General features: G+C 44.9%; 2 protein-coding genes. Both read right to left on the bottom strand.

Annotated features, from left to right (window positions below; genetic code table 11):
* Positions 1 to 2: 2 nt before the first annotated feature.
* Positions 3 to 12,251, bottom strand: a complete 12,249-nt coding sequence (gene rtxA / locus EAE93_RS15545; RefSeq protein WP_214040043.1) for an MARTX multifunctional-autoprocessing repeats-in-toxin holotoxin RtxA — start codon at positions 12,249 to 12,251, stop codon at positions 3 to 5.
* Between the two features lie 671 nt (positions 12,252 to 12,922).
* The gene (gene rtxA / locus EAE93_RS24645; protein ID WP_250151046.1) at positions 12,923 to 25,552 is read right to left on the bottom strand and encodes an MARTX multifunctional-autoprocessing repeats-in-toxin holotoxin RtxA; all 12,630 of its coding nucleotides are present in this window, start codon (positions 25,550 to 25,552) and stop codon (positions 12,923 to 12,925) included.
* Between the last annotated feature and the right edge of the window lie 5 nt (positions 25,553 to 25,557).

Genomic DNA, 25,557 nt, shown 5'->3' with positions numbered 1-25,557 from the left:
AATCAGGCAAATTTCCCCTTGCCAATTGTGGTATCTGCCCAGGCCGTCGTAATAGCCATTTTCTCCCTGCTGTCCAGCCCTTCGATAAAACCGTTATCACCGGCTGTTGGGGCAAAATTGCTCATTGCCTGAATCAAGGTGTCAACCGCATGGTCTGAAAGTGCCGTAAATTCACGCTCTCCTGACGCATCCTTACGTCCCATCTGCGTCACTAATTTGGCTCGGTTGCCATTAAAGTAATGACTAAAGGTGACTGAACCCACTGATTCAAACAGGCTCTGAGCGGTTTTATCCTGAGTACGGCGATTCACGGATAACACGAGATCGTATCCACTGCGTTGGAACCACAGGTTTTGCCAGTCAATATCGTTAAAGACAATCATATCTTCTGCATTGATATCATTAACCTGATTGTCAATCACCTTGCTACTGACCACAAAGCTGTCTACCCCCGCACCACCCTGGAAGTGGTTCTGATATCCCCCCAAAACCAGTAGATCTTGACCATCACCGCCGTCAAACTGGCTGAATTTCGAAATTGCGGCCGCTATTAAGTGGTCATCACCTTCCCCACCATTAATTACCGCATGGTAGCCCAACAGTTTAATTACATCGTCACCCGTGTTGCCATCGATTCGGTTGTCATTACCAAATACCCTGCCAAAGTCATTGCCTTCACCTAGCTCAATCCGGTTGTTATTACCGATAGTTACGGCATAATCCTGACCTTCCCCGGTATCCACCTGGTTGTAGTTGCCAGAAGTGACTACGTAGTCTTGTCCGTTACCGGCATCAATCAAGCCACCTTCACCAAAAACAAACGTCTGATCATTCCCTTCCCCCATGAACACATGGTTAATGCGTCCGGCTACCACTGCGGTATCATCGCCATTACCGCCAAACATCCAGTTTTCACGTCCCATCAGTACGCCAAGGTCATCACCTTCTCCACCGGTAAAGATGTTGGAGGTGCCGATTGAGTAATAAACATCGTCACCACGCCCACCCCAGAAGTTGTTGTTATCGCCCAAATAAGCACCGAGATCTTTACCGTCTCCGCCCCAGTTGAAGTTGTAGTTCCCCAACGATATATGGATATCGCTATCCCCTTGCAAATGACCGCTGTTACGCAAGAAATCAAACGTTTTTTGCTCCATATTGAGCAGATCTGCGGTTAGATTCTCTTTCAGATTGGTCACTAACGATTTCATCTCTTGTTGTTTATCTTTGCTGAATATCGTCGCAAACAGGTTAGGTAAGTTCAGCGAATTAAAGCCCAATGCACGCTCAGGTTCGTTATTAGCCTGAATATTCCCACTGTTGATGGCGCCCGGTACGATTTTTTCCCGATTTTCATCAGGCGCTTTCTCTTTCAGTCCATGACTGACAAGAAATGATTCAATACCATCGGCACTCATATCAGCACGCTGTTTCAAACCATCAATCAATTTATCCGGATCAGTGAAGACATGTAGTTGCTCACCACCAAACTTGTGAATGACTTCCAGCATCTCTCGCAAAATAGCCTTGCCATCAACCGGCTTACCAGTACGAGCAACAATCTGTCCGTCCTGAGTGTAATCCACACCAAAAATATCCGCTAAAGTGGTATCTGCATTCACGCTGGATAACCGACCAAGCAGTTTGTTTTTAAGCTGACGCGGTAAGTCCTGTAGATTGTAAGTAAATGTTGTCTTCGCCAGACCCGTCGTTGAGTATTGCTGCGTCATCAGGCCAAACAGAGAACCTAAGTTGGTATCCAAAATCGATTGAATATGGTCGCCGAACATAAAGTTCCAGCTACCAGTCGTAACCTGAATGTCCGCCCCCTGACCACCTACCGCAAAATTGAAGGCTAATTTTTCATTGGCCTGACGAAATTTATCCGCACGGCTCATTTTACTGGTATCAATATTGCTGCCGTGACCACTTAACCATTGGTAGTATTTTTTGTTCAATGCCGCTTCTGTGTCACTTTTCAAACCACGGCTGCTGCGCTCAAGCTGCGAATCCAGATCAACCAAAGTCTTGTAATCCACACTGCTGGTTTGGTCTAAACCAGACATGTCCAGCACAAATTTTTTCGCGCCAGATAGCGTCCACTGTTGATTCTGCGCCGCCAACCAATCCCACTCTTCGCCGGAATGAGCAATAGATTTCAGTACACCGGTAATACGAGCAGCGCCATCAAATGGATTAACTAACGGTGGCGTAGGGATAGATTTATCCATCATGACAATCAAGTCATTACTGCGACCTTGGTTGAAGCTGACGTTACGGTTGCCAATAAACATCTGCGCCCCTTCAAATGCTTGATAACCACCCAGATTAACGCTGTGCTTACTGTCACCATCCCCAATGTGAACCATCACATTGTTGTCGCCAAAGGCCAGTGACTTAAAGCCGCCGGTACCTACTTTGATACTTACGTTCGATGTTCCCCAGTTGATCGCGGTAAATTCACCGTCGCCCACGTTTACCTGTATATTCCCGGCGTAATTCAGCGATTGATCCGATTGAGGATTTGAACCGAGCGCTATCCTGTTTTTGCGCTTCCCTGGCGCGGTGAAAATATCATGGTTATTCGCAATTGCCCCTTTGGTTACTGAATCAGCTTCTGTGTACCCCACTTTGGCAAGGTTGATATCGCTTTCAGCCACGCCACGACGCAATTTTTCTGTTGTAGTCGTTAGCTCACCCTGTTCATTCCAGCGTAACACCAGTTTGTTATCGTTCAACTTGTTAACCCACTGATTATTTTTATCACGGGTAAATTTACGACCTGTTGCATCAACTGCCACTTCACTACGACGCGCTGAAACATCACTACGGATGCCCTGTTTATCTAAAGCGGCAATAAAACGATAGGCAAAACCATTCCGTTTATCATCACTAATCAGTGAACAACCCACGATGCTGATACGATCAGGTTTACCTGCCTGATTAAAGTTCTGACTGAACTGTTTTAGTTTTATTGCCAATTCATCAGCACTATAACCACTCAAGCGAGTGTTATTTTGTGCCGATTCGTTACGGCCGTGACCAACAATCTGCCAACGTAATTTGCCTGATAATCTGGCAGGATCACCATAAATGACATGATATTTGCCATCAGCATCAAGTTTAACCACTACGCTGGATTCTGGGTGTTTACCCGCCAGATTGATCGCTGCTTTTGCTACAATCGGGTCATTTTCCATTTGAATAATGATCTGACTACCAAAACGTGTCCCACGATTGTCACTCTTTTGCAGCGAGTTATTCACCACATCTCGATTTTTATTTTGAAAATCGGAGAGCGTCGATACAATCCTATCAGCATATTGGCTCATTAAAGCACCGCTCTCGACATGACCATAAAAGGTTTGTTCACCCGATACGCGATAACCAGAAGCGGTCAATCTTGTACGCAGCTTTTCCCCTTCATGCCCTAAACCTTGATTGTCGGTTAACAACATGATCGGCGTATTGATCGGCAAGCCTTTGAGGTTTTTTTCCACTGAAAATTGTCCATTCATCGCTTTTGCCAATGCCCCAATTATGCCGCCAGGGTTTGGTATGTCATGGGCGGTTATGGTTTTAGTCATACTCGATATTGGCCTGTCGAGTAACAGCCCTGACACCGCTTGATTATTTTGCGCCGCATATCGGGCAAGATCAGCCGCCACCGGCCCACCGACGGAATAACCATGAATGATAATATTACCCGGCTTAATACTGCGATCTTGCACCAAATAGCGAAACATCGTCCGGGCATCCTGATAGAATCCTTGTTCACCGGGGCTACCATCACTACCACCATAACCCCGCATGTTGATAGCCAGCATATCAATGCCCTGATTTTGATAGTGGCTTTGGATATCATAAGCTTGCTCTTCCGCAGATAAACCTGAGCCATGAAGGAAAAGTACGACTTTTTTCTCTGCTGTTGTCGAAGCATCACCTGATTCTATGTCACCCTGATGATAATATCCCGTTAAACGCCCTTCCTCGCCTTTCAGGGTGATTTTGCTTGATTTGTCGTTAGCAACCGCATCATTAAGCATAGCCTGTGTTTCATCGCTGATATGGCGACGATCTTCTTTAAAACCATGCAGTTCGTTGTTAAAGAATCGGGTCACTGGGTTTAAAGAGTCTTTATCCTGTGGTGAAGTACCATCATTCTCAATTAATACCGACTCTGGCGCTCCATTTTTGCCCGATAACGCCTGTAATACTTCCACCGGAGAGTCGTTCTGTTCTCTCTCTGGGGTATTTTCTCGATAAAGGTGTTGGGTTTTCTCAAATGCACTATTTAATGCCTGATTTATCCATAGTTTTCCTTTATCCCCGGCAATATCCATCAGATCCCTATAACTCGCGGTGTAGTTTTGCAGTACCTGCCTACGATTATCACCGGTCTCCTGCAATGCTTTGTAAACCACCAAACTTTCATTAACCGAATGACCACCATCAAATACTAGGAACACCAAAGTATTAAGATATGCCTGCTCCTGCGAGAAAGTGGGATCTTGACTAGCAATATAGTTATTAAGATGAACCATGATATTGGTCGATCCTGATGCTCCCGTCACCACGGAATGCCCTTGTGCCAAGGCATTACGCTCAAGCGTTGTTTCCCGTCCAGGCGTTAGTACTCTGCCTGCCGCCACCTTTCTGCCATACAGAAAATCTTCATATTGATCACCGGATGGCTGGTAAGGCAGTGCAATACCATAATCGTTGGTTTTCTGTTCAGTTAACTTCACTTTATAGGTAACATCCGCCATATTCGTTAACTTACTACTGGTGGAACGCGCCTTATAGATCTGATCCCGATAGAAAATGTCCGCTTCCGCTTTCCATTGAGATAAATGTAATCCCATGCCATCAGTGAGCGACATTTTTACTGCCAGAAACGGAATTTTGATCATTTCAAAGCCGTTATCCACCTTGGTCATCATGATTTTAAAGTTATCAAAGGTCGGTTTTTGCAGGAATGCGGTCAGTTCAGGCACTCGACTGAACCAAGGGCGGATATCCTTTTTAATTTTTTCGGCGAACGCTTGCATCCTGATAGCAATCTGTCCGTCGCTCACAGTTGGGCCAGAAGTACTTTGCATATATAGCTCAAACTCCTGTACCAGAAACTGACCTATCCGCCTGGAGGTAGCTATCGCATCCGGTGACGCGGTTTTCACTAACGTATGCGCCAACTCAGAATCAAAGCGACGGCCAAATAAGTTGTCAATATATTGGGTGGTCGACTTTTCTCTGTGAGCGTCAGCCTGTAATGACAGTGCCAAAGCATGTAATTTAGGATATGCCTGTAATTGGTTGACAGCATCATCAAACAACCGGATGGTTTCTTGCGATGTGACTTGCCCGGTGAGCCAAAGTTCCCTAGCCCGTTTGATCAAAGGCCCCGCTTCCGGGATATTCTCGGCGTCTAATCGGCTCATGAAAACAATAAGGCTTTCACTTTCAGTCTTAGGCGCCTCCCGTTCAGCCGTTGAGTTCTTTCGAGTTAAAGGTGTAATTTTCCATTTAATAAGTTGATTAATTTCGTCTGGGGTGACGCTACCTTTCAAGCCGACAATACGTCCGGTTCCATCAAATATGACTCGCTGCTTAAGATGTTCAGCATGTTGAGGCGCCACGGTGATCCCAAGGACGCCAGCGGATTCGGCTCGCTGGGCCTGCAAGTGCTCCATCATCCGGCCCATCTTAAAACGGATTAAGTTCACTTGACTGACACGCAGAGCAAATTCTTTTGGGTTACGCTGTTGCCAATGTGAAAGTGCCTGCTCAAACTGCAACACATGCTCTTCATCAAAATGGCTCATCGTTTTATAGAAAATATCACGTACAGCAACCAGCGCTTTACTAAGCTGCCTTTTCCTCCCCAATGTTCGCACATTAGGATTGATAAATAACTTATTCCCCTCTTTCAATAAATTAAATTTTGCACTTTCAAATATTGCGGAATCTTTCTGCTCTATCTTGACATCATTCCCCAACGATTCCAGATTAATGCCTGAAATCCGTGGTATTTTTCTGACAAACTTATCTGAACTGTTCGACGTTGGCACCACCATATCGTCAGATTGTATTTTGTTGTCAGATCGTGCTTTGGCCAACTTTGAAGTAGTTAAAACGCCGGTATTTTCCGCGCGGATACCGGCATTTATCTGTAGACGATCAACCACTAGTTTGGCGCCATCCAGCGCTTGTAACTCTCCTTCGGTCAATCCCTTGTAGAATCTTTTTTCAGCTTTCAGTATTAATTCGGGATCAACATAGCTACCGGTTTCCCCTGCTCCTGTCGATTCGTAGGCATTGCCAGACAAACCACTACCACCGGCACCGGTACGATCAGGTTTGGAATCGCTCTGTTTTGCCCTTCTGGCATCTTCTTGTACCTGAGCAATCTTATTTTCAGCCGCTGCAATATCACGTTTACCCCGATATTTCGCCCCCTGATAGGCGATATTTGCGTCATTTTCCGCTTCTTCGGCCCGTTGTTGCTGCAATAATGCCTCTTCTTTCCTTAACGCGGCTTTTTCCTGAGCCTCTGCAATGTCTTGTTTTGCACTGGCATGGTGCTGTTCACTTTGTGCTACGCCGACTTCGGATTTCGCAACCGCTTCTTTTACTTGTTGCTGATTATCCGTAATAGACCGTTGAGCATTAGCTAATTTTTTCTGAGTAATAAATTTGGTGTAATTCAACTCATCCTGGGCACGGCTCAAAAATTGGGAAGCAAACTGATTGCGCCACTGGTCGCCTGATTGGCCGCTGTAATTGGCACCGCTGTAGTTGGAATAGTCATTAAGCACCTTCAAACCTTGTGTCATGGAAACCAGTTTGTCAGTCTCCGCCTGCGCTTCTGCTTCTATCGCGTTACGTTGTGTCAGCCCATTTCGGCTAAGTGCTTCCTGATCCGTTAATTCCAATTGGGATTGAGATTTTGCAATCGCTGCCAGTTGTTTCTCTTTCTCCTGCTCCAACAGTTGGCGATCTTTTTCTGCTTTTTCTTTATCGTTTAACGCATTTTGCGCCGCTTTATCCTGTTTCACACGTTCGGTAATAATATTGGCTTGTGGTGAGCTTTCAGATTTTGCAATAACGTTATCCAGAATATAACCTACGCCGTCACTCAAACCAGTCCCTTTAAACTCAATTCGATTACTGCCCGCTTTCGCTATCAGTTCTAGTGTCTTATTTTGCCATTTCGCTGCATCGCCAAAAGTCGAGAATACAAGTTTGCCATTCCAGAAAACATCCATGCCATTGTCGGCTGAATAAGCATCGGGACGATTGGCAAAATCAAAGCTCAACGAAATGATTTCTCCCTCAGAACGATTTTGCAGATCCTGATAAATAGTGGTGTTTTTATCAACATCAAGTTCACTCACTCGTTCGCCATAACGGGTATTATTAGGTCCATCAGTACTCAATGGGCTATATGCCGCAATATCATTGGTTGATTGCCAATCTAATTTACTTTGCTTAAAGTCATTATTGACAATCAGTGACGTCTCAGATTTCACAACGATATTGTCTAAGATGTAACTAAATCCATCATCCTGACCTGTACCTTTAAATTCAATCCGGTTAGTGCCTGCTTTTGCCATTAAATTGAGTTTTTGGGTGCGCTGTATAGCTCGCGGTCCAGAAGCTGAGAATACGGATTTACCATTCCACAATACCACTATTCCGCTGTCACTCAGATCACGCTCCACCATCTCTAAATGACTCATAAAATCAAAAGTCAGTGAAACCACTTCTCCTTCAGACAAATTTTGCAATTCCTGCCAAATTACGGTGTTTTTATCAACATTAAATTTACTGACTCGTTCACCATTACCGGTATTATCAAGACCATAAACACTTGCCGGGTTATATGCCTCCATATCATTGGTTGACTGCCAACCTTGATTACCTTGTTCAAAATCACCATTGACGATCAGATTTTCATTCTGATCCGACTCCGATCGCGTTTTTTGACTCAAAGCACCTTCTATTGAACTGACGTCAGGCGTCTCCACGGCTGTTATAGCGCCATTGAGACGATGGTTTAAATCTGAACTTACCGGCGCAATTTCATCCATCTGAAAGCCATCAATGGCAGAAACTTCCGCTACATTAATCGCGCCTCTGCCTTTATGGGCGCCAGACGTGTTAGCTTCCTCCCCGTGAACCAGGTAATTGATCGCCTGACTGCCTCCCACACCTAATGTTGTCTGTTTGATATGCTCAAAGAGGGAAGAGAGTTTGCCGTTTTCTGTAGCAGAGAAGCTGTAGAAATCACCATTACCAATCTTAACCACCGCGTTATTACGTGCATAACAAGCATTGATACCCAAACCATCACCAACATGAATATTGGCATTACCCTGGCCTTTCATCACCGCAACATTGAGACCATTGCCAACTTTGGTATTGACGTTATATTTCCCCCACGCCACGTTAACCGAAACACCATTACCTACGTGAGTGTTAATGTTAGCGTCACCATGAGCAGCAGTGACATTTAAGCCATTGCCTACTGTCGTGGTCACGTTAGCTTTCCCTTTCGCCGCCGTCACCTGCATACCGTCACCCACTTTGGTGATGACATTGCCTTCGCTCCATAAGGCGTTAAAGCTGTCGCCCTTACCTACTTGAGTGACAATGTTAGCCTTGCCTTTAGCAAGCACCACATTGCGTCCATCTCCCACCTTAGTAATAACGTTGGCTTTGCCCCAGGCGCCGGTGTAATCATCGCCGTTACCCACATGGGTGATAATGTTGGCATCCCCCTGAACCACCGTAACTTCTTGTCCATTCCCCACTTTGGTAATGAGATTAGCTTTACCTTTCGCGAAGTTGTAACGGTCGCCATTTCCCACTTGAGTCAGGATATTGGCGTCCCCCCAAGCCGCATTCACTCCGGCGCCATCGCCGATTTTGGTGATGATATTGGCTTTACCTTTGGCAAAACCCACCGTCGTCCCCTCGCCGACATGGGTCATCACATTACCCACATCAGAAATAAGCAGACCGACCGTGGGACCGTTTCCTACTTTGGTCAGAATATTGCCTTTGCCAAGCAGGATACCGGCGGTCGTCGCGTCGCCGACATGTGTAATAACATTCGCTTTCGCCGCCGCAACCACTCCCATAAAATCATTACCCACTTTGGTAACGATATTAGCCTCACCCAGTGCTAACACGCCGGTTAAGCCATCTCCCACATGGGTCATCATATTGGCTTTACCAAACATCGCCGCCAGGGTGGTGCCCGCACCGACTTTGGTCATCACATTCAATTCACCGGCAAACAAACCGATACTGGCGCCATCACCCACATGCGAATAGATATTGGCTTTCCCGATCATTAAAGCGGCGGTCAGGTCATTGCCGACTTTGGTCAGCACATTGGCGCCTCCAATCATGGCCGCGAAGGTATTGCCATCCCCGACATGGGTAAAGATATTGGCTTTGCCGATCATCGCCGCCAGAGTCATGCCATTACCCACTTTCGTGGCGATATTGCCCTTCGCCAGCATCAGCGCAACAGTTGTGCCATCCCCAATATGAGTAAACACATTGCCTACGGCTACCATTAATGCCAGCGCATTACCGTCACCCACTTTGGTAAAGACGTTCACTGCGCCGCCCATTAACGCCCATGCATCCCCTTTGCCGACATGAGTAAACAGGTTGCCCGCGCCAATCATGGCGGCAATCGATGTACCATTCCCGACTTTGGTGAAGATATTGCCTGCCACAGCCATCACGCCCAGTGTCAAACCGTCGCCAACATGAGTCAACACGTTGCCGATGCCGAACATGATGCCGGTCGTGTCACCCTTGCCGATTTTGGTTAAGACATTAGCGCCACCGAGCATAACGCCCGTGGTATTGCCATCACCGATATGCGTGAGAACATTCGCGCCACCGCCCATTACCGCCAATGCATTGCCTTTCCCTTTCTTGGTCAAGATGTTGGCGCCGCCCAACGCAATAGCGGTGGTATCGGCAGTTTCACTCTCATCACTGAGATGGGTGATAATATTGGCGCCGCCGAACATACCGGCAACCAGATCTCCCGCACCGAGTTTAGTCAGTACGTTAGCACCGCCCAAAAGTACGGAGGAAATATCCCCGGTTCCCGCCTGAGTTATAACGTTAAAACCACCCGCACCGAACCAGTTGCCATTGCCATTACCGATTTGGGTATGGGTGTTGTACCCGCCCAACATCAGCACCCGGCTGTTACCGTTGCCTTTGTGGATTGAGATATTGCCATAAGCCAGAAGATGAGCCAGATATTGTCCGTCCCCGACACGTACAAGAACATTTGCTGCGCCGCCGGCATAAATATCCATTTCTCCATCTTGGCTTTGGTGAACCAAGACATTAGCTAACCCCGCACCACGGAACGATAGCTTGCCCTCTTCACCGTTTTTCACAATGACATTAGCACCACCGCCCCCGTCAAAATAGGTATTACCGAATGTTGAACTGTGCAAAATAATGTTAGCTGCCCCCGCTCCGGTAAAATTAATATTACCGTGCGTCACATTGGATGTAATAACGTTTCCACCACCTGCACCGATGAAATAAATATTACCGGAGCTATTACCGCCATTTCTTGATGATTTAATAAGATCTTGCTCAGAATAACCTTCAAGATCAGTTAAACTATCAGCAATATCATCTATTACATTTAAATCATAGTGAAGCTGACTTAACGTATAACCAGCCCCTATTGATTGATAACCACCAGGATAGGAAAAACTTTCATCTGCTAAACGATCAGTATGGTCACCTGTTTTATACCAAGATTTTGCAATATATTTCAGCTTCCCTGTTTCATAATCATTCGCCAACTTAACCTCAACCACTTTGGTATAAGGAGCCAGAAATGTTGCATATACATAAGTATTCGGTTGTTCGTTTGATTTTACCGGCGAGACATCAATTTTCAGCCCATTAGAAGAGATCGCATATCCTCCTATTTTTGCACTGCCCAGTGTGACATCTTCCGCCTTAATGTTGGCGCCGCCAGCATAATTTACCCATTTATCGGTTAATAATGCCTCCTCAACACCTTGTATCGTGGTTTCTTGTCGATATATAAGATTAATATTGCCAAGCGTAATAGCGCCCTCCCCTTTAACAGGGATAAATCCATTATTTATATTGATATTTTCTTTGGCAATATCCTTAAGATGATTACCTTCCTTATACCAAGAAGTGGCATAATAACGGAGCTTACCAGTATCAGGATCATTTTGCAGCCGTACAGCGACAATTTTAGTATTAACATTATTGGCAAAAGCAAAGAGATAAGTATCAGGCTCTACTGCGGATTTAATTGCTTTAACTTGTTGAGATTGTTGAATCCAGCTTCCCTCCATTGTTGCTGATGTCAGAACAATATCTTTAGCCTGAGCAAATTCTATTTCATTTTCCGTACCTGCTCGGGTAATTTCATTATAAACCCCTGCGCCTGTAAAATGAATATTACCGTGGGCGACATCAGAATAGAGTTTGTTATAACCCCCCGCGCCTTCAAAAGTAATATCGCCCTGTGTCTGTCCATACCCATCTTCACTGTGGCGTATACGTTCAATACGATTCGCGGCCCCCGCTCCGTGCAAGGTAATATCCCCTTCTCTACCTCTACGTACAACATGATTATCAGCACCAACACCATTCAAAATGATGTCACCGCTTTCTATCCGCGAATCGATACTATTTGCAGCGCCTGCGCCGTTAAATGTCACATCTCCTTGAGTGCCTTCATAATGATTATACCAAGTACGGTCAATTTTATTAGCCGCTCCCGCACCGGCAAAATAGACATTTCCCTGATCAGTTTCATGCCATAATTTATTGTATCCGCCAGCGCCTTTAAAACTTATATCTCCAGATAAACCTTTACGAGTCAGTTTGTTATAACCAGCAGCACCCGAATAATATAAATTTCCTGTTTCGCCCGTGTGATCAATAAAAGCCGCACCTGATGCGCCGGCAAATGACAGACCGCCATTTCCCGTTTTGCTAATACCGGTATAACCTGATGCTCCCTTTACTGAAAGTTTACCAGTTGTATGGTATACATCTACTTTTAATGAACCAACCGTAACATCATCATCTCCGCCATAAGCATAAACTTCACCACCGACACCAATAGCAGTAATACTGTTGCCGTCATTATCGTCGTAATATTTTCCAGTAAAGAAGTACTCGGTACTTCTATTTGATGATTTTCCCATAAATAGCCCTTTAATTTATTATTGAGGTTAAGCAGAAAACCACTGCACCTAACGGATAGGTCAGTTATTTTGAATATTCAAGTTCTCATCTTCTGAATTTTTAATAGCAGAAAATTAAATAAAGGATAAAACCGCCATTAAAATCAACATCAGATATTGTTTACACGAATTTATCAGACATACTTTTTCCCAAAAGTAATTTATTAATAAAACGGATATAACAAGAAGAACACCTATTTCAGAAAAGTTTCAATTTGATGCATTTACAAACACCTTAAAACAAATCCATTGAATGAGATAAATAAAAAATTCAAAAAAATCGTTAACGCAGATATTTTTTCTGCGATAATATTGAAAATACAGACAAGATAATAAAGCAATGACTAAACTAAAACATAAAATTTTATCAATTACGATCAATTATTTTATTCCATTTCCATAAATAACCACACAGATTATAACGATTAAAAAAATATAAGTAAATGAGATAATAATATCCTACTTTTTTAGTCAGGAAATAATAATGATAAATAAAATTTACCAATAAATATAACCATTAATCAACAAACAGCCAATAATATAATGAACATTTGTTATTCAGCCGTAAAAATAGCTCACCAATTGTGTGAGCCATTTTTATTACTCATTTTACTTTTATTCTAGAGAATTAATTATGCAAACCGCGCCTTACCAATAGTAATATCTGACCACGCCGTTGTAATGGCAATTGTCGCCTTATTGTCCAGATTTTCAATAAAACCATTATCGCCTGCTGTCGGGGCAAAACTGCTCATTGATTGGATCAAAGTATCAACCGCATTATCCGATAGCGCCGTAAACTCACGCTCTCCCGATGCACTCTTATCCCCCATCTGCGCCACCAATTTGGCACGATTACCATTAAAATAATTACTAAAAGTGACTGAACCTATTGATTCAAATGCCCCCTGAGCGGTTTTATCCTCAGTATGGCGGTTTACTGATAACACCAGATCATATCCGCTACGTTGGAACCACAGGTTTTGCCAGTCAATACCATCAAAGACAATCATATCTTCCGCATTGATATCATCAATCTGGTTGTCAATCACCTTACCGCTGACTACAAAGCTGTCTACACCCGTCCCACCCTGAAAGCGGTTCTGATAACCCCCTAATACCAGCAGATCCTGACCATCACCACCATTAAACTGGCTGAACTTAGCAATAGTGGCCGCTATCAGGTGGTCATCGCCTTCTCCACCATTAATCATCGCATGGTAACCCAACAGTTTAATTACGTCGTTACCGGCGTTACCGCCAATTTGGTTGTCATTTCCAAATACTCTGGCAAAGTCATGGCCTTCACCTAACTCAACCCGGTTGTTATTACCAATGGTCACGGCATAATCTTGATCTTCCCCGGTATCTACCCGGTTGTAGTTGCCTGAGGTGACAACATAATCTTGACCCTTATCGGTATTAATTAATCCACCTTCGCCAAAGACAAACGTCTGGTCATTACCTTCACCCATGAACACATGGTTAATGCGTCCGGCGACCACTGCGGTATCATCGCCATTACCGCCAAACATCCAGTTCTCACGTCCCATCAGGACGCCCAGATCATTACCTGTACCGCCCGCAAAGATGTTGGAAGTACCGATTGAGTAATAAACATCATCTCCGCGACCACCCCAGAAGTTGTTGTTATCGCCCAGATAAGCGCCAAGATCTTTACCATCACCGCCCCAGTTGAAGTTGTAGTTCCCCAACGATACATAGATATCGCTATCCCCTTGCAGATGGCCGCTGTTACGCAAGAAATCAAACGTTTTTTGCTCCATATTGAGCAAATCTGTGGTTAGATTTTCTTTCAGATTGGTCACTAATGACTTCATCTCTTGTTGTTTATCTTTACTGAACATCGTCGCAAACAAGTTAGGCAAATTCAGCGAATGAAAACCAAATGCATGTTCTGGTTTAGTACTCTCCGTCTCCACAGTCGCTGGCGTGCCGCTCTGCCTTTCCTCATTTTCATCAGCATCTTTCTGTTTCAGGCCATGACTCTCAGCAAAGGATTTAATGCCATCCGTCCCCATATTAAGGTGAGATTTCAGGCCATCGAGCAATTTATCTGGATCAGTGAAGGCTTTCAGTTGTTCACCACTAAATTCCCCTATGACTTCAATCATCTCTTTTAGAATAGCCACACCATCCACAGGTTCGTCTCCACGGGAGACAATACGACCATCCGCAGTGTAATCTACACCAAAGATATCCGCCAAAGTGGTATCTGCATTCACACCGGCTAACCGACCAAGCAATTTGTTCTTAAGCTGACGTGGCAAATCCTGCGGATTATAGGTAAACGTTGTTTTCGCTATACCAGTTGTCGAGTATTGCTGAGTCATTAAACTAAACAACGACCCTAGGTTAGTGTCGAGAAGCGACTGGATATTGTCACCGAACATAAAGTTCCAGTTACCCGTAGTTACCTGAATATCCGCCCCTTGGCCCCCTACTGCCAAGTTGAATGCCAGTTTTTCATTAGCCTGACGAAATTTATCCGCACGGCTCATATTGCTCATATCAACGCTGTTGCCATTCTTGCTTAGCCACTGGTTGAATTTCTTATTCAGCGCTGCTTCCGTATCACTTCTCAAACCACGGCTACTACGTTCATGTTGAGAACCCAAGTCAACCAGAGTTTTATAGTCAACGCTGCTGGTTTGGTCCAAACCAGACATATCCTGAACAAATTTTTTCGCGCCAGCGATTGTCCATTGCTGATCTTGCGCCGTTAGCCACTCCTGCCCTTCACCAGAATGGGCTATGCTTTGCAATACACCGGAAATACGGGCTGCGCCATCAAATGGATTAACCAACGGCGGCGTTGGCAGGGATTTATCCATCATCACAATCAGATCATTACTACGGCCCTTGTTGAAACTGACGTTACGATTGCCAATAAACATTTGCGCCCCTTCAAGCGCCTGATAACCGGCAATATCGACGCTGTGTTTACTGTCGCCATTGCCGATGTGCACCATCACATTGTTATCACCAAAGGCCAGTGATTTAAAACCTCCAGTACCTGCTTTGATGCCAACGTTCGACGTCCCCCAATTAAGCGCAGTAAATTCACCATTCCCCACATCCACTTGAATATTACCTGAGTAACTTATCTGGTTATTCGATATATGGCTTGAGTCGGTTTCAATTTTATTTTTGCGCTTCTCTGGCGCAGTGAAAATATCTGCATTATCCACAATCGCACCTTTGGCTGGCATATCTGCATTCGCTATACCGACACGAGAAAGATTGATATCGCTTTCAGCAATATTGCCACGCACTCGCTCTGAGTGCGTTTCAAGTTCACCTTTTTCATTCCAACTCAAGACAACTTTGTTATCAGTCAGGTTATTGACCCATTGATTATTTTTATTCTGGGTAAATTTACGGCCAGTGATATCAATGGCAACCTCACTACGACGCGCCGAAACAGTCGTGTGAATATCTTGCTCTTTTAAGGCGGTGATAAAGCGATGAGCAAAACCATCTCGTTTGTCATCACTAATCAGCGAACAACCCACGATGCTAATGTGGTCTGGTTTACCGACCTGACTAAAGCTCTGAGTAAATTGTTTGAGTTTTATTGCCAGCTCATCGGCACTGTAACCACTCAGACGAGTATTATTCTGCTCTGATTCGCTACGACCATGCCCGACAATCTGCCAACGCAACTTGTCCGATGGTTTAAATTGAGATGAATCACCATAGACAACACGGTATTTACCCTCAGAATCGAACTGAACCACTACGCTGGAATCTGGATGTTTACCCGCCAGATTTGCTGCTGCTTTGGCAGCTACAGGATCATCCTCCATCTGGATAATGATTTGACCATCAAAGCGGGTTTCTCGGCCATCGGTTTGTGGTGTGACTGAAATGCGTTCCCAAGATTCGACATCTCTGTTTTTTAGAACAGTGTCCGACGATAATTTTTCCAGCACAGATACCGTAGCATCACCATTCTTCGAGCCTTTCAGTGTCAATTTACTGACGGTTGGGTCAGCAAATATCTTACCAATATTCAACTGTACGAAACTGGCTGCTTGCTTAAAGTTGTTGCTTTCAACTTCAACAGAAACCCTTTGGCCTTTCTCATCCATAACGTCCAAAGTGACGACATCTTTACGGTAATCCGCGATCCACCCTTCAACACCTGAACCCAGCGAAAACATTATTCCCCGCTCTTTCAGTGCGTGTAATACATGACGTTGTTCACCCTCACGTGCCTGTTTCCAAGTATTGTCATAACCCGTAATAGCGCTATCTTCAAATGTATTATAGTTAATATAGAAGCTCGATTTTGCACTGTCCTCAGGGCTGGCAGAAGCATATTTATAACCTATAGGAGATCGGTAACCCGTGATCAGGCCCTTATGGAAAGAATCCATAAAACGGTGAAAATCATCATAGTTATCAAACGATTTAGCACCAAAATTAGGATCAAAGAATGACCAGATTGTTTGAGCTTCACTCTTATGTACAACAACCGACATGGCGTGATCTTCAGACATAAACATCATATAAGTCGATTGCTTCACATTGCGCAGTTGTTCCATAACAGACTCATAGCCATCAACCTCATAATTCAGTGGATCACCAATCCTCGCCCCTGTTAACCCATTCGCTTTTAGCCTTGCACTATAATCAATATTCCCCTTCGCTTTCTCGATCAAACTGCCAGCATCAAGCTGTTGAAAATGTTGTATTGACAACAACTCTTCTATAGCCGGGCCGACTTTCTGACGGCGATATCGGTTAAGCAAAGAGGATTCAATAGAGTTGATATCTGTTTTCTTATTCACGGAGTTGTCATTGTAGGCTTTAACTACATCCTGCAACCACTCTATATAAGCTTTTCCCCCTCCCACGCCATTCACACGTTCTTCCATCATATAGCGGGAAGACAGAGCAAAGCATATTCCTTCCAGAAACTCTTTGGACTGAACGTCATTACCATTAGTCACGAGCACATTACTAATTTCTGGAATAAGCTTCTTAAGCTCCCCCAACAAATCCTCATTCTGACTAAAGTGGAATGAATAATCAGCCAATTGTTTTCCATCTGCTTTAAGGTCAAAAATGGTATAACCCACTTCCTGGAATAAACTTTTCTTTTCCACATTATGATCTTCGCTCTGAGATCCAGAAGGGGTCGATATATTCTCAATCGCCTGATGGATCTTTCTTAAACCAGAGATATCAATACCTTTACCATCGTTCGATAAATCACCGGCTTTCAGATTCGAGAAAACGGCATCTGAGACATCTTGACCATACTCTTTAATAACCGCTGCTTTGACTTGCTCAACCGCTTTATCAGAACTTTCCGCTTTCTGATTAATATAAATATTTGTCTTACCGCGAGTGACAAAATCACCATTTTCATCAATATAAAGGTGTTTTGAATCCTTAAGATTGGCATTGACAAGCTTATCGTACAAGCTACTGAAATCGCCTTGTTCTGCGATCCTCACTGTAGACTCAGCAAATATCATCGACTCTTCAAAGCGTGTGTTAATTTGAGACAACAACGCCTTCATTGCCGGTACACGATCTGAGTCAGGATGACCTAAGAGATAACCTTCAACCTGTTGACGCAAATTGGATAATTTTTCAATCACATCCAATTCATCGTCTTTCCTTCCTTGTCGGGTATTCTGATAACTCTCTAGTGCATTAATGACTTTTTGGTAACTGTCACCACGCATTTTACCCAAAACAGATGCGGCTTGCTGGAACTCACTCACCGACATCAATTTTGGCACGAGCTTCCAGATGCCATTCACTTTCTCAGTAAGAATTCGGGTATGTCCCTGATGACGGGATATAATCCGATCTGCGATAAAATATAACTCGTCAGGTAATTGTGCATAATTGTCATAATTAGCAAGAATAAAACGTTCAACTGCTTTAAGCAGATTATTACTGGCCGTATTTTTTACAATAATCTTCTTAAATTCATTGCCATTACCCGGCCATGAACGCACTTCAAATCCTTCATCGCTCTTTTGCACTAATAAGTTACGTTCTGTACGTAATCCATAAAATGGCAATGCCTGATTCAGCATAGTGTCGACAGCACTGAGCTTAATATCGAGATCAACAATGGTATCGGCTTTATAGCCGCCGGGGTTAACCGCCAGCCGTTTTTTCTGCTCTTCAATAGTCAAAGCATCAAAGCGCGCCTGCACGGTAATACCCGCCTCGGTTAAGCTGCGGCCAATAGATTTTACAGGCAATCCTTTATATTCGATTGCCGGCTTATCCAGCAATCGAATTTCACCCACTAATCCTTCACGTTGCAATTTACGCAATACAGGTAATTCAACATTCCAGAAATAGTTACCAAGACGTAAGCCACCCTCAGAGATCAAATAAACATCACCACGTGATCCTGCGGCATAGACCGAACTCCAGAAACCAGTATTGCTATACGTAGCAGCATCAATTGCCGCTCTTAGCGCTCTATGTTCATTATTTTCAGGATCGGCAAGATACATAATTCCCCAGCGCATAAGTTGCTGGTTAAGTTGAATCGCAAAAGCGTTTCCTTGCACATCAAGATCGTAAACAATTTTCTGACCATCCGGTTGTGCTGCCTCAAGAACATCTCGATGCCTTCTAAAAGTCTTCCCGGACCAGAATGAAACAATATTCTTATCACCGCGAGCAGGTTCAAAGCTATAGCCATAGCTGTCTATTTTGGCAATAAACTCAACTCGTTTATCCCAGTCATAATTCAGAGTCGCGTCAACAAACAGCTTCGCTAAAGATGAAGCTTCATTCTCTGGTACATTGTTTTTAGCATTCTTGATATGTCTTTCAACAAAAGCCACTATCCGTTGTCTGGTTTTATCAGAAATATCTGCGTTAACACGCTTAAATCCGGGAACAGGAATATATCTGTCCGATACATTATCGTTGCCATTATCAAGCCAACGGTAGATGTGAGCGACTTTTTGTGCGCGACTAAGTACGGAAGAATCGATCGCCCTCTTTTTACTTCCCCCCAATCCTTCCAGATTAATACCAGAAATTGTCGGCGTTTTTCTGATGAGTTCACGCGTCTCATGCGAAGGAGGTACCAGAATGCTGTCAGATTGTGTTTCAACAGACCGAGGAATAAGCGAAGCACCGGTATTTTTTGTACGAATTCCCGCGTTGATCTGCAACCGGTTAACAGCTTGTTTAGCACTCTCCAACGCTTGCAATTCTTCTTCGGTCAGCCCTTGATAATATCTGTTTCTCGCTTCTAGCGTCGATTCAGGATCAATATGGCTGCCGGTTTCTCCCGCTCCTGTTGACTCATAGGCTTTTTCTCCTGACAAGCCGCTGCCGCTTGCACCAATGCGAGCCGGTTTGGAATCGCTTAATTTCGCTCCCTTGGCATCCGCTTGAGTCTGAGCCGCTTTACTTTCCGCCGCTGCGGTATCACGCTTACCACGGCTTTCTGCATTTTGATACGCAATATTGGCGTTATTCTTCGCCTTTTCTGCCTGCTGTTGTTGTGAAAGAGCTTCTTCTTTTCTCTGATCCGCTTTGAATTGCGCATCTACACCATCAAGAATCGCCTTGTCACGATTTTGTTTACCTTTTTCCGCGCCCGCTTCTGACAGCGCCACGGCATCTTTTACTTTTTGCTGTGTATCAATCGTATCCCGATGTATATCTGTCAGCCGTTTTTCTAATGCCGGCTTGAGGTTATCCAACCGTTTCTGGATCTCCTCAGAGATTCCACCCGCATAGTCGAGATAATGGCTATCTAACTCACGACTATCATCGGTTTCATCTTTAAGTTGCTTAAAGTTGTCAGCTATTAAAGTCAGCTCTTTAGTCACTGCCTGAGCTTCCTCTTTTATCGCCTCACTCTGCTCTTGCCCATTCCAGCTAAGCGCTTCCTGATCCGTTGATTCCAATTGAGATTTTGATTTTTCAATCGCTGCCAGTTGTTTCTCTTTTTCTTGTTCCAGGAGCTGACGATCTTTTTCGGCTTTTTCTTTATCGCTTAACGCATTTTTGGCCGCCTGGTCTTGCCTGGCATGTTCAATAACACTATTGGCTGGCAATCTACCTACAGACTTTGCAACAACGTTATCCAAGATATAGCCAATACCATTATTATCGCCGATACCTTTAAATTCGATGCGGTTAGTACCTGCTTTGGCGATTAATTCCAGTGTTTCACTTTGCCATCCAGTATCACCATTAGTAATGGTAAATTTGCTTTCACCATTCCAAAGAACTTCCATGCCTTCATTATACGTAGTGCTATTTGCACGCTTTGCAAAATCAAAGCTTAATGAAATGACTTCACCTTCAAACCGGTTTTTCAGATCCTGGTAAATAGTGGTACTGACATCCACATCAAGTTCACTGACCCGTGAGCCATGACCTGCGTTATCAAGGCCGTAAGCACTTGCTTCATGATAGGCTTCAACGCCGTTGGTTGACTGCCAGCTGTGATCGCCTCGTTCAAAGTCACCATTCAAAATCAATGACATTTCAGATTTTACAACGACATTATCTAAGATATAGCCTAGCCCATCATTCTGGCCCGTACCTTTAAATTCAATTCGGTTAGTACCTTCTTGCGCAGTTAATTGCAGCGCCCTGTTTTGCCATTCAACTTCGTTGCCAGAGGTTGCGAAGATACTTTTACCATTCCATAGCACGTCCATACCTTCACCTGAGGCAAGACCGGAACGTTTAGCAAAGTCAAAGCTCAGTGAAACAACTTCGCCCTCAGACAGATTTTGCAACTCCTGCGAAAGCGTGGTGTTAACATCCACATCAAGTTCACTGACTCGCTTTCCATGACCCGCATTATTAAGGCCGTAAGCATTCGCCGGATTATATGCCTCAACACCATTAGTTGACTGCCAACCTTGATTACCTTGTTCAAAGTCACCATTGACGATCAAGTTTTCGTTCCGATCCGATACCGATCGCGTTTTTCGATTTAGCGAACCGGCTAAAGAACTTTCTATTGAGTTAATATCAGGCACTTCTACCGCTGTTACAGAACGACTCAGACGACCGCTTAAGTCCGAACCAACTTGATCAATTTCCTCCATCTTAAAACCATCAATGGCAGAAACTTCGGTTAAGTTAATTGCACCTCTGCCCTTGTGAGTGCCTGACGTATTAGCCTCATCCCCATGAACCAGATAGTTGATCGCCTGACTGCCTCCCACTCCGAGTACAGTTTGTTTGATATTGTCGAAGAAAGAAGCAAGTTTGTTGCTTTCTGTATTACTCGATGCAACAGCCAAGCTGTAAAAATCACCATCACCAATCTTAATCGCCACGTTGTTGCGTGCGTAAGAAGCATTAACATACAAGCCGTGACCAACCTGAATATTGGCATTACCCTGGCCTTTCATCACCGCAACATTGAGACCATTGCCAACTTTGGTATTGACGTTATATTTCCCCCACGCCACGTTAACCGAAACACCATTACCTACGTGAGTGTTAATGTTAGCGTCACCATGAGCAGCAGTGACATTTAAGCCATTGCCTACTGTCGTCGTGACGTTAGCTTTCCCTTTTGCCGCCGTAATCTGCATACCGTCACCCACTTTAGTGACGACATTGCCTTCACTCCATAAGGCGTTAAAGCTGTCTCCCTTACCCACCTGGGTGACAATGTTAGCCCTGCCTTTAGCAAGCACTACATTGCGTCCATCTCCTACTCTGGTGATAATGTTGGCTTCGCCCCAGGCGCCGGTGTAATCATCACCGTTACCCACATGGGTAATGGTATTGGCATCCCCCTGAACCACCGTGACTTCTTGTCCATTCCCCACTTTGGTAATGAGATTGGCTTTACCTTTCGCGAAGTTGTAACGGTCGCCATTTCCCACTTGAGTCAGGATATTCGCTTCCCCCCAAGCCGCATTCACTCCGGCGCCATCGCCGATTTTGGTGATGATATTAGCTTTACCTTTGGCAAACCCCACCGTCGTGCCATCGCCGACATGAGTCATCACATTACCCACATCGGAAATAAGCAGACCGACTGTGGGACCGTTTCCTACTTTGGTCAGAATATTGCCTTTGCCAAGCAGGATACCGGCGGTCGTCGCGTCGCCGACATGCGTAATAACATTCGCTTTCGCCGCCGCAACCACCCCCATAAAATCATCACCCACTTTGGTAACGATATTAGCCTCACCCAGCGCTAACACGCCGGTTAAACCATCTCCCACATGGGTCATCATATTGGCTTTACCAAACATGGCCGCCAGGGTGGTGCCCGCACCGACTTTGGTCATCACGTTCAGTTCACCGGCAAACAAACCGATACTGGAGCCATTTCCCACATGCGAATAGATATTGGCTTTCCCGATCATTAAGGCGGCGGTCAGGTCATTGCCGACTTTGGTCAGCACATTGGCGCCGCCAATCATGGCCGCGAAGGTATTGCCATCCCCGACATGGGTAAAGATATTGGCTTTGCCGATCATCGCCGCCAACGTCATGCCATTACCCACTTTCGTGGCGATATTGCCCTTTGCCAGCATCAGCGCAACAGTTGTGCCATCCCCAATATGAGTAAACACATTGCCTGCGGCTATCATCAATACCAGCGCATTACCGTCACCTACTTTAGTAAAGACGTTCACCGCGCCACCCATTAACGCCCATGCATCCCCTTTGCCGATATGGGTGAACAGGTTGCCCGCGCCAATCATGGCGGCAATCGATATCCCCTCTCCAACTTTGGTGAAGATATTGCCTGCCGCAGCCATCACGCCCAGTGTCAAACCGTTGCCGACATGAGTCAACACGTTGCCGATGCCGAACATGATGCCGGTCGTGTCACCCTTGCCGACTTTGGTCAAGATATTAGCGCCACCGAGCATAACGCCCGTGGTATTGCCATCGCCGATATGCGTGAGAACATTCGCGCCACCGCCCATTACCGCCAATGCATTGCCTTTCCCTTTCTTGGTCAAGATGTTGGCGCCGCCCAACGCAATAGCGGTGGTATCGGCAGTTTCACTCTCATCACTGAGATGGGTGATAATATTGGCGCCACCGAACATACCGGCAACCAGATCTCCCGCACCAAGCTTAGTGAGCACGTTAGCACCACCCAAAAGTACGGAGGAGATATCCCCGGTTCCCGCCTGAGTGATGACGTTAAAACCGCCCGCACCGGACCAGTTGCCATTGCCATTACCGATTTGGCTATGAGTGTTGTACCCGCCCAACATCAGCACCCGGCTGTTACCGTTGCCTTTGTGGATTGAGATATTGCCATAAGCCAGAAGATGAGCCAGATATTGTCCATCCCCGACACGCACAAGAACATTTACCGCGCCACCAGCGTAAACATCCATTTTCCCGCTCTGGCCTTGGTGAACCAGAACATTGGCTAAACCCGCACCATGAAATGTCAGATCGCCCTTTTCACCATTTTTTACAACGACATTAGCGGCACCAGCACCATCAAAATTGGTATCACCGAATTTTGAGCCGTGCAAAATGACGTTCGCCGCCCCTGCGCCCTTAAAATTAACATTTCCCCGCGTGACATTAGATTTAATAACGTTTCCACCACCCACACCGTTAAAATTAACGTAACCACTGCTTGTGGGTGACTTTACAAGATCTTGCTGACTATATTCTTCACTATGTACTAATCGATGGGAGGTACGGCGCACTGTATTAACGTTATATTGAAGCTGGCTTAACATGTAACCGGGACCAATAGAGGTATATCCGTTAGCATAGGAAAGCTCTTCATTAGCCAAATTACCCGTATGATCGCCTGCTTTGTACCAGGCTTCTGCTCTGTATTTCAGTTGCTTGGTATCAGGATCGTTTTTCAACTGAACTTTAACGATTTTGGTATATGACCCCATGACCTTGGCATACACATAAGTATTGGGCTGCCGGTTCGATTTGACTGCGGAAACATCGACTTTGCGACCATCAGAGAAGATCGCATATCCCCCCATTTTGGCATCACCGAGCGAGATATCCTCGGCTTTAACCACTATGCCACCCGCATAAGTTACCCACTTATCTATCAGCAGGCTTTCCTCAATAGCATGAATCTCAATGGGCTGTTGATGCTCAAAAACCAAACTGGAGAGGCGGTAAGCGCCATTAGCGTTTACCGCAACAAATCCATTGCCTGACGAAATTTCTTTCGCGGCAAGATCTTTAAGGTGATTACCTGCTTTATACCAAGAAGTGGCATAATAACCGAGTCTACCGGTAGTAGGATTATTTTGAAGTTGGACTTTGCTGATTTTAGTGTACATTTTGTCAGCAAACGCAAAAAGATAGGTATTCGGTTCGACGGTTGATTTAATACCTGTAACTTGCTGAGACTCCTGAATCCAGCTTCCTCCCATAGTTGCCGTCATCAATACGATTTCTTCGGCTTTGGCAAATTCCAATGCTTCACCATCGAAATCGCTATCCGCACCTATTCTGGTGATTTCATTGTAAGCACCCGCGCCGGAGAAATTAATATTGCCATGTGCGACATCAGAATAGAGTTTGTTATAACCACCCGCGCCTTCAAAAGTAATATCACCGCGGGTCTGTTCATACCCATCTTTATTTTGGCGTACACGCTCAATGCGATTCGATGCCCCCGCACCACGTAAGATAATATTACCTTCTTTACCTTTACGTACGATGTGATTATCAGCACCCGCCCCATTAAATGTAACGTTACCGCTCTCTACTCGTGAGTTGATGCTGTTTGCAGCGCCTGCGCCATTAAAAGTCACACTTCCCTGTGAATCTTGGTAACGATTAAACCAAGTATGGTCAATGTCATTGTATGCCCCTGCACCGGCAAAATCTAAATTTCCCCGGTTGGTTTCATGCCATAACTTATTGTATCCACCGGCCCCTTTAAAATTTGTATCACCAGACAAACCCTTACGAACCAGTTTGTTGTAACCGGCAGCACCCGAATAATTTAAATTTCCCGTTTTACCGGTGTGATGAATAAAAGCCGCGCCGGCGGCGCCCGCAAATGACAGACCGCCATTTCCCGTTTTACTAACGCCGGCGTAACCTGAAGCTCCCTTTACCGCAAGGTCACCATCTGTATGGTATACATCGACTTTAAGTGAACCAACAGTAACATCATCATTTCCGCCATAAGCATAAACTTCACCACCAACACCAATAGCAGTAATACTATTACCATCATTATCGTCGTAGTATTTTCCAGTAAAGAAGTACTCGGTACTTCTATTTGATGATTTCCCCATCAAAA

The organism is Photorhabdus akhurstii (assembly GCF_018448925.1).
GTDB lineage: Bacteria > Pseudomonadota > Gammaproteobacteria > Enterobacterales > Enterobacteriaceae > Photorhabdus > Photorhabdus akhurstii.
Note: the sequence above shows the minus strand (reverse complement) of the source record. Positions and strands in the feature narration are given on the sequence as shown.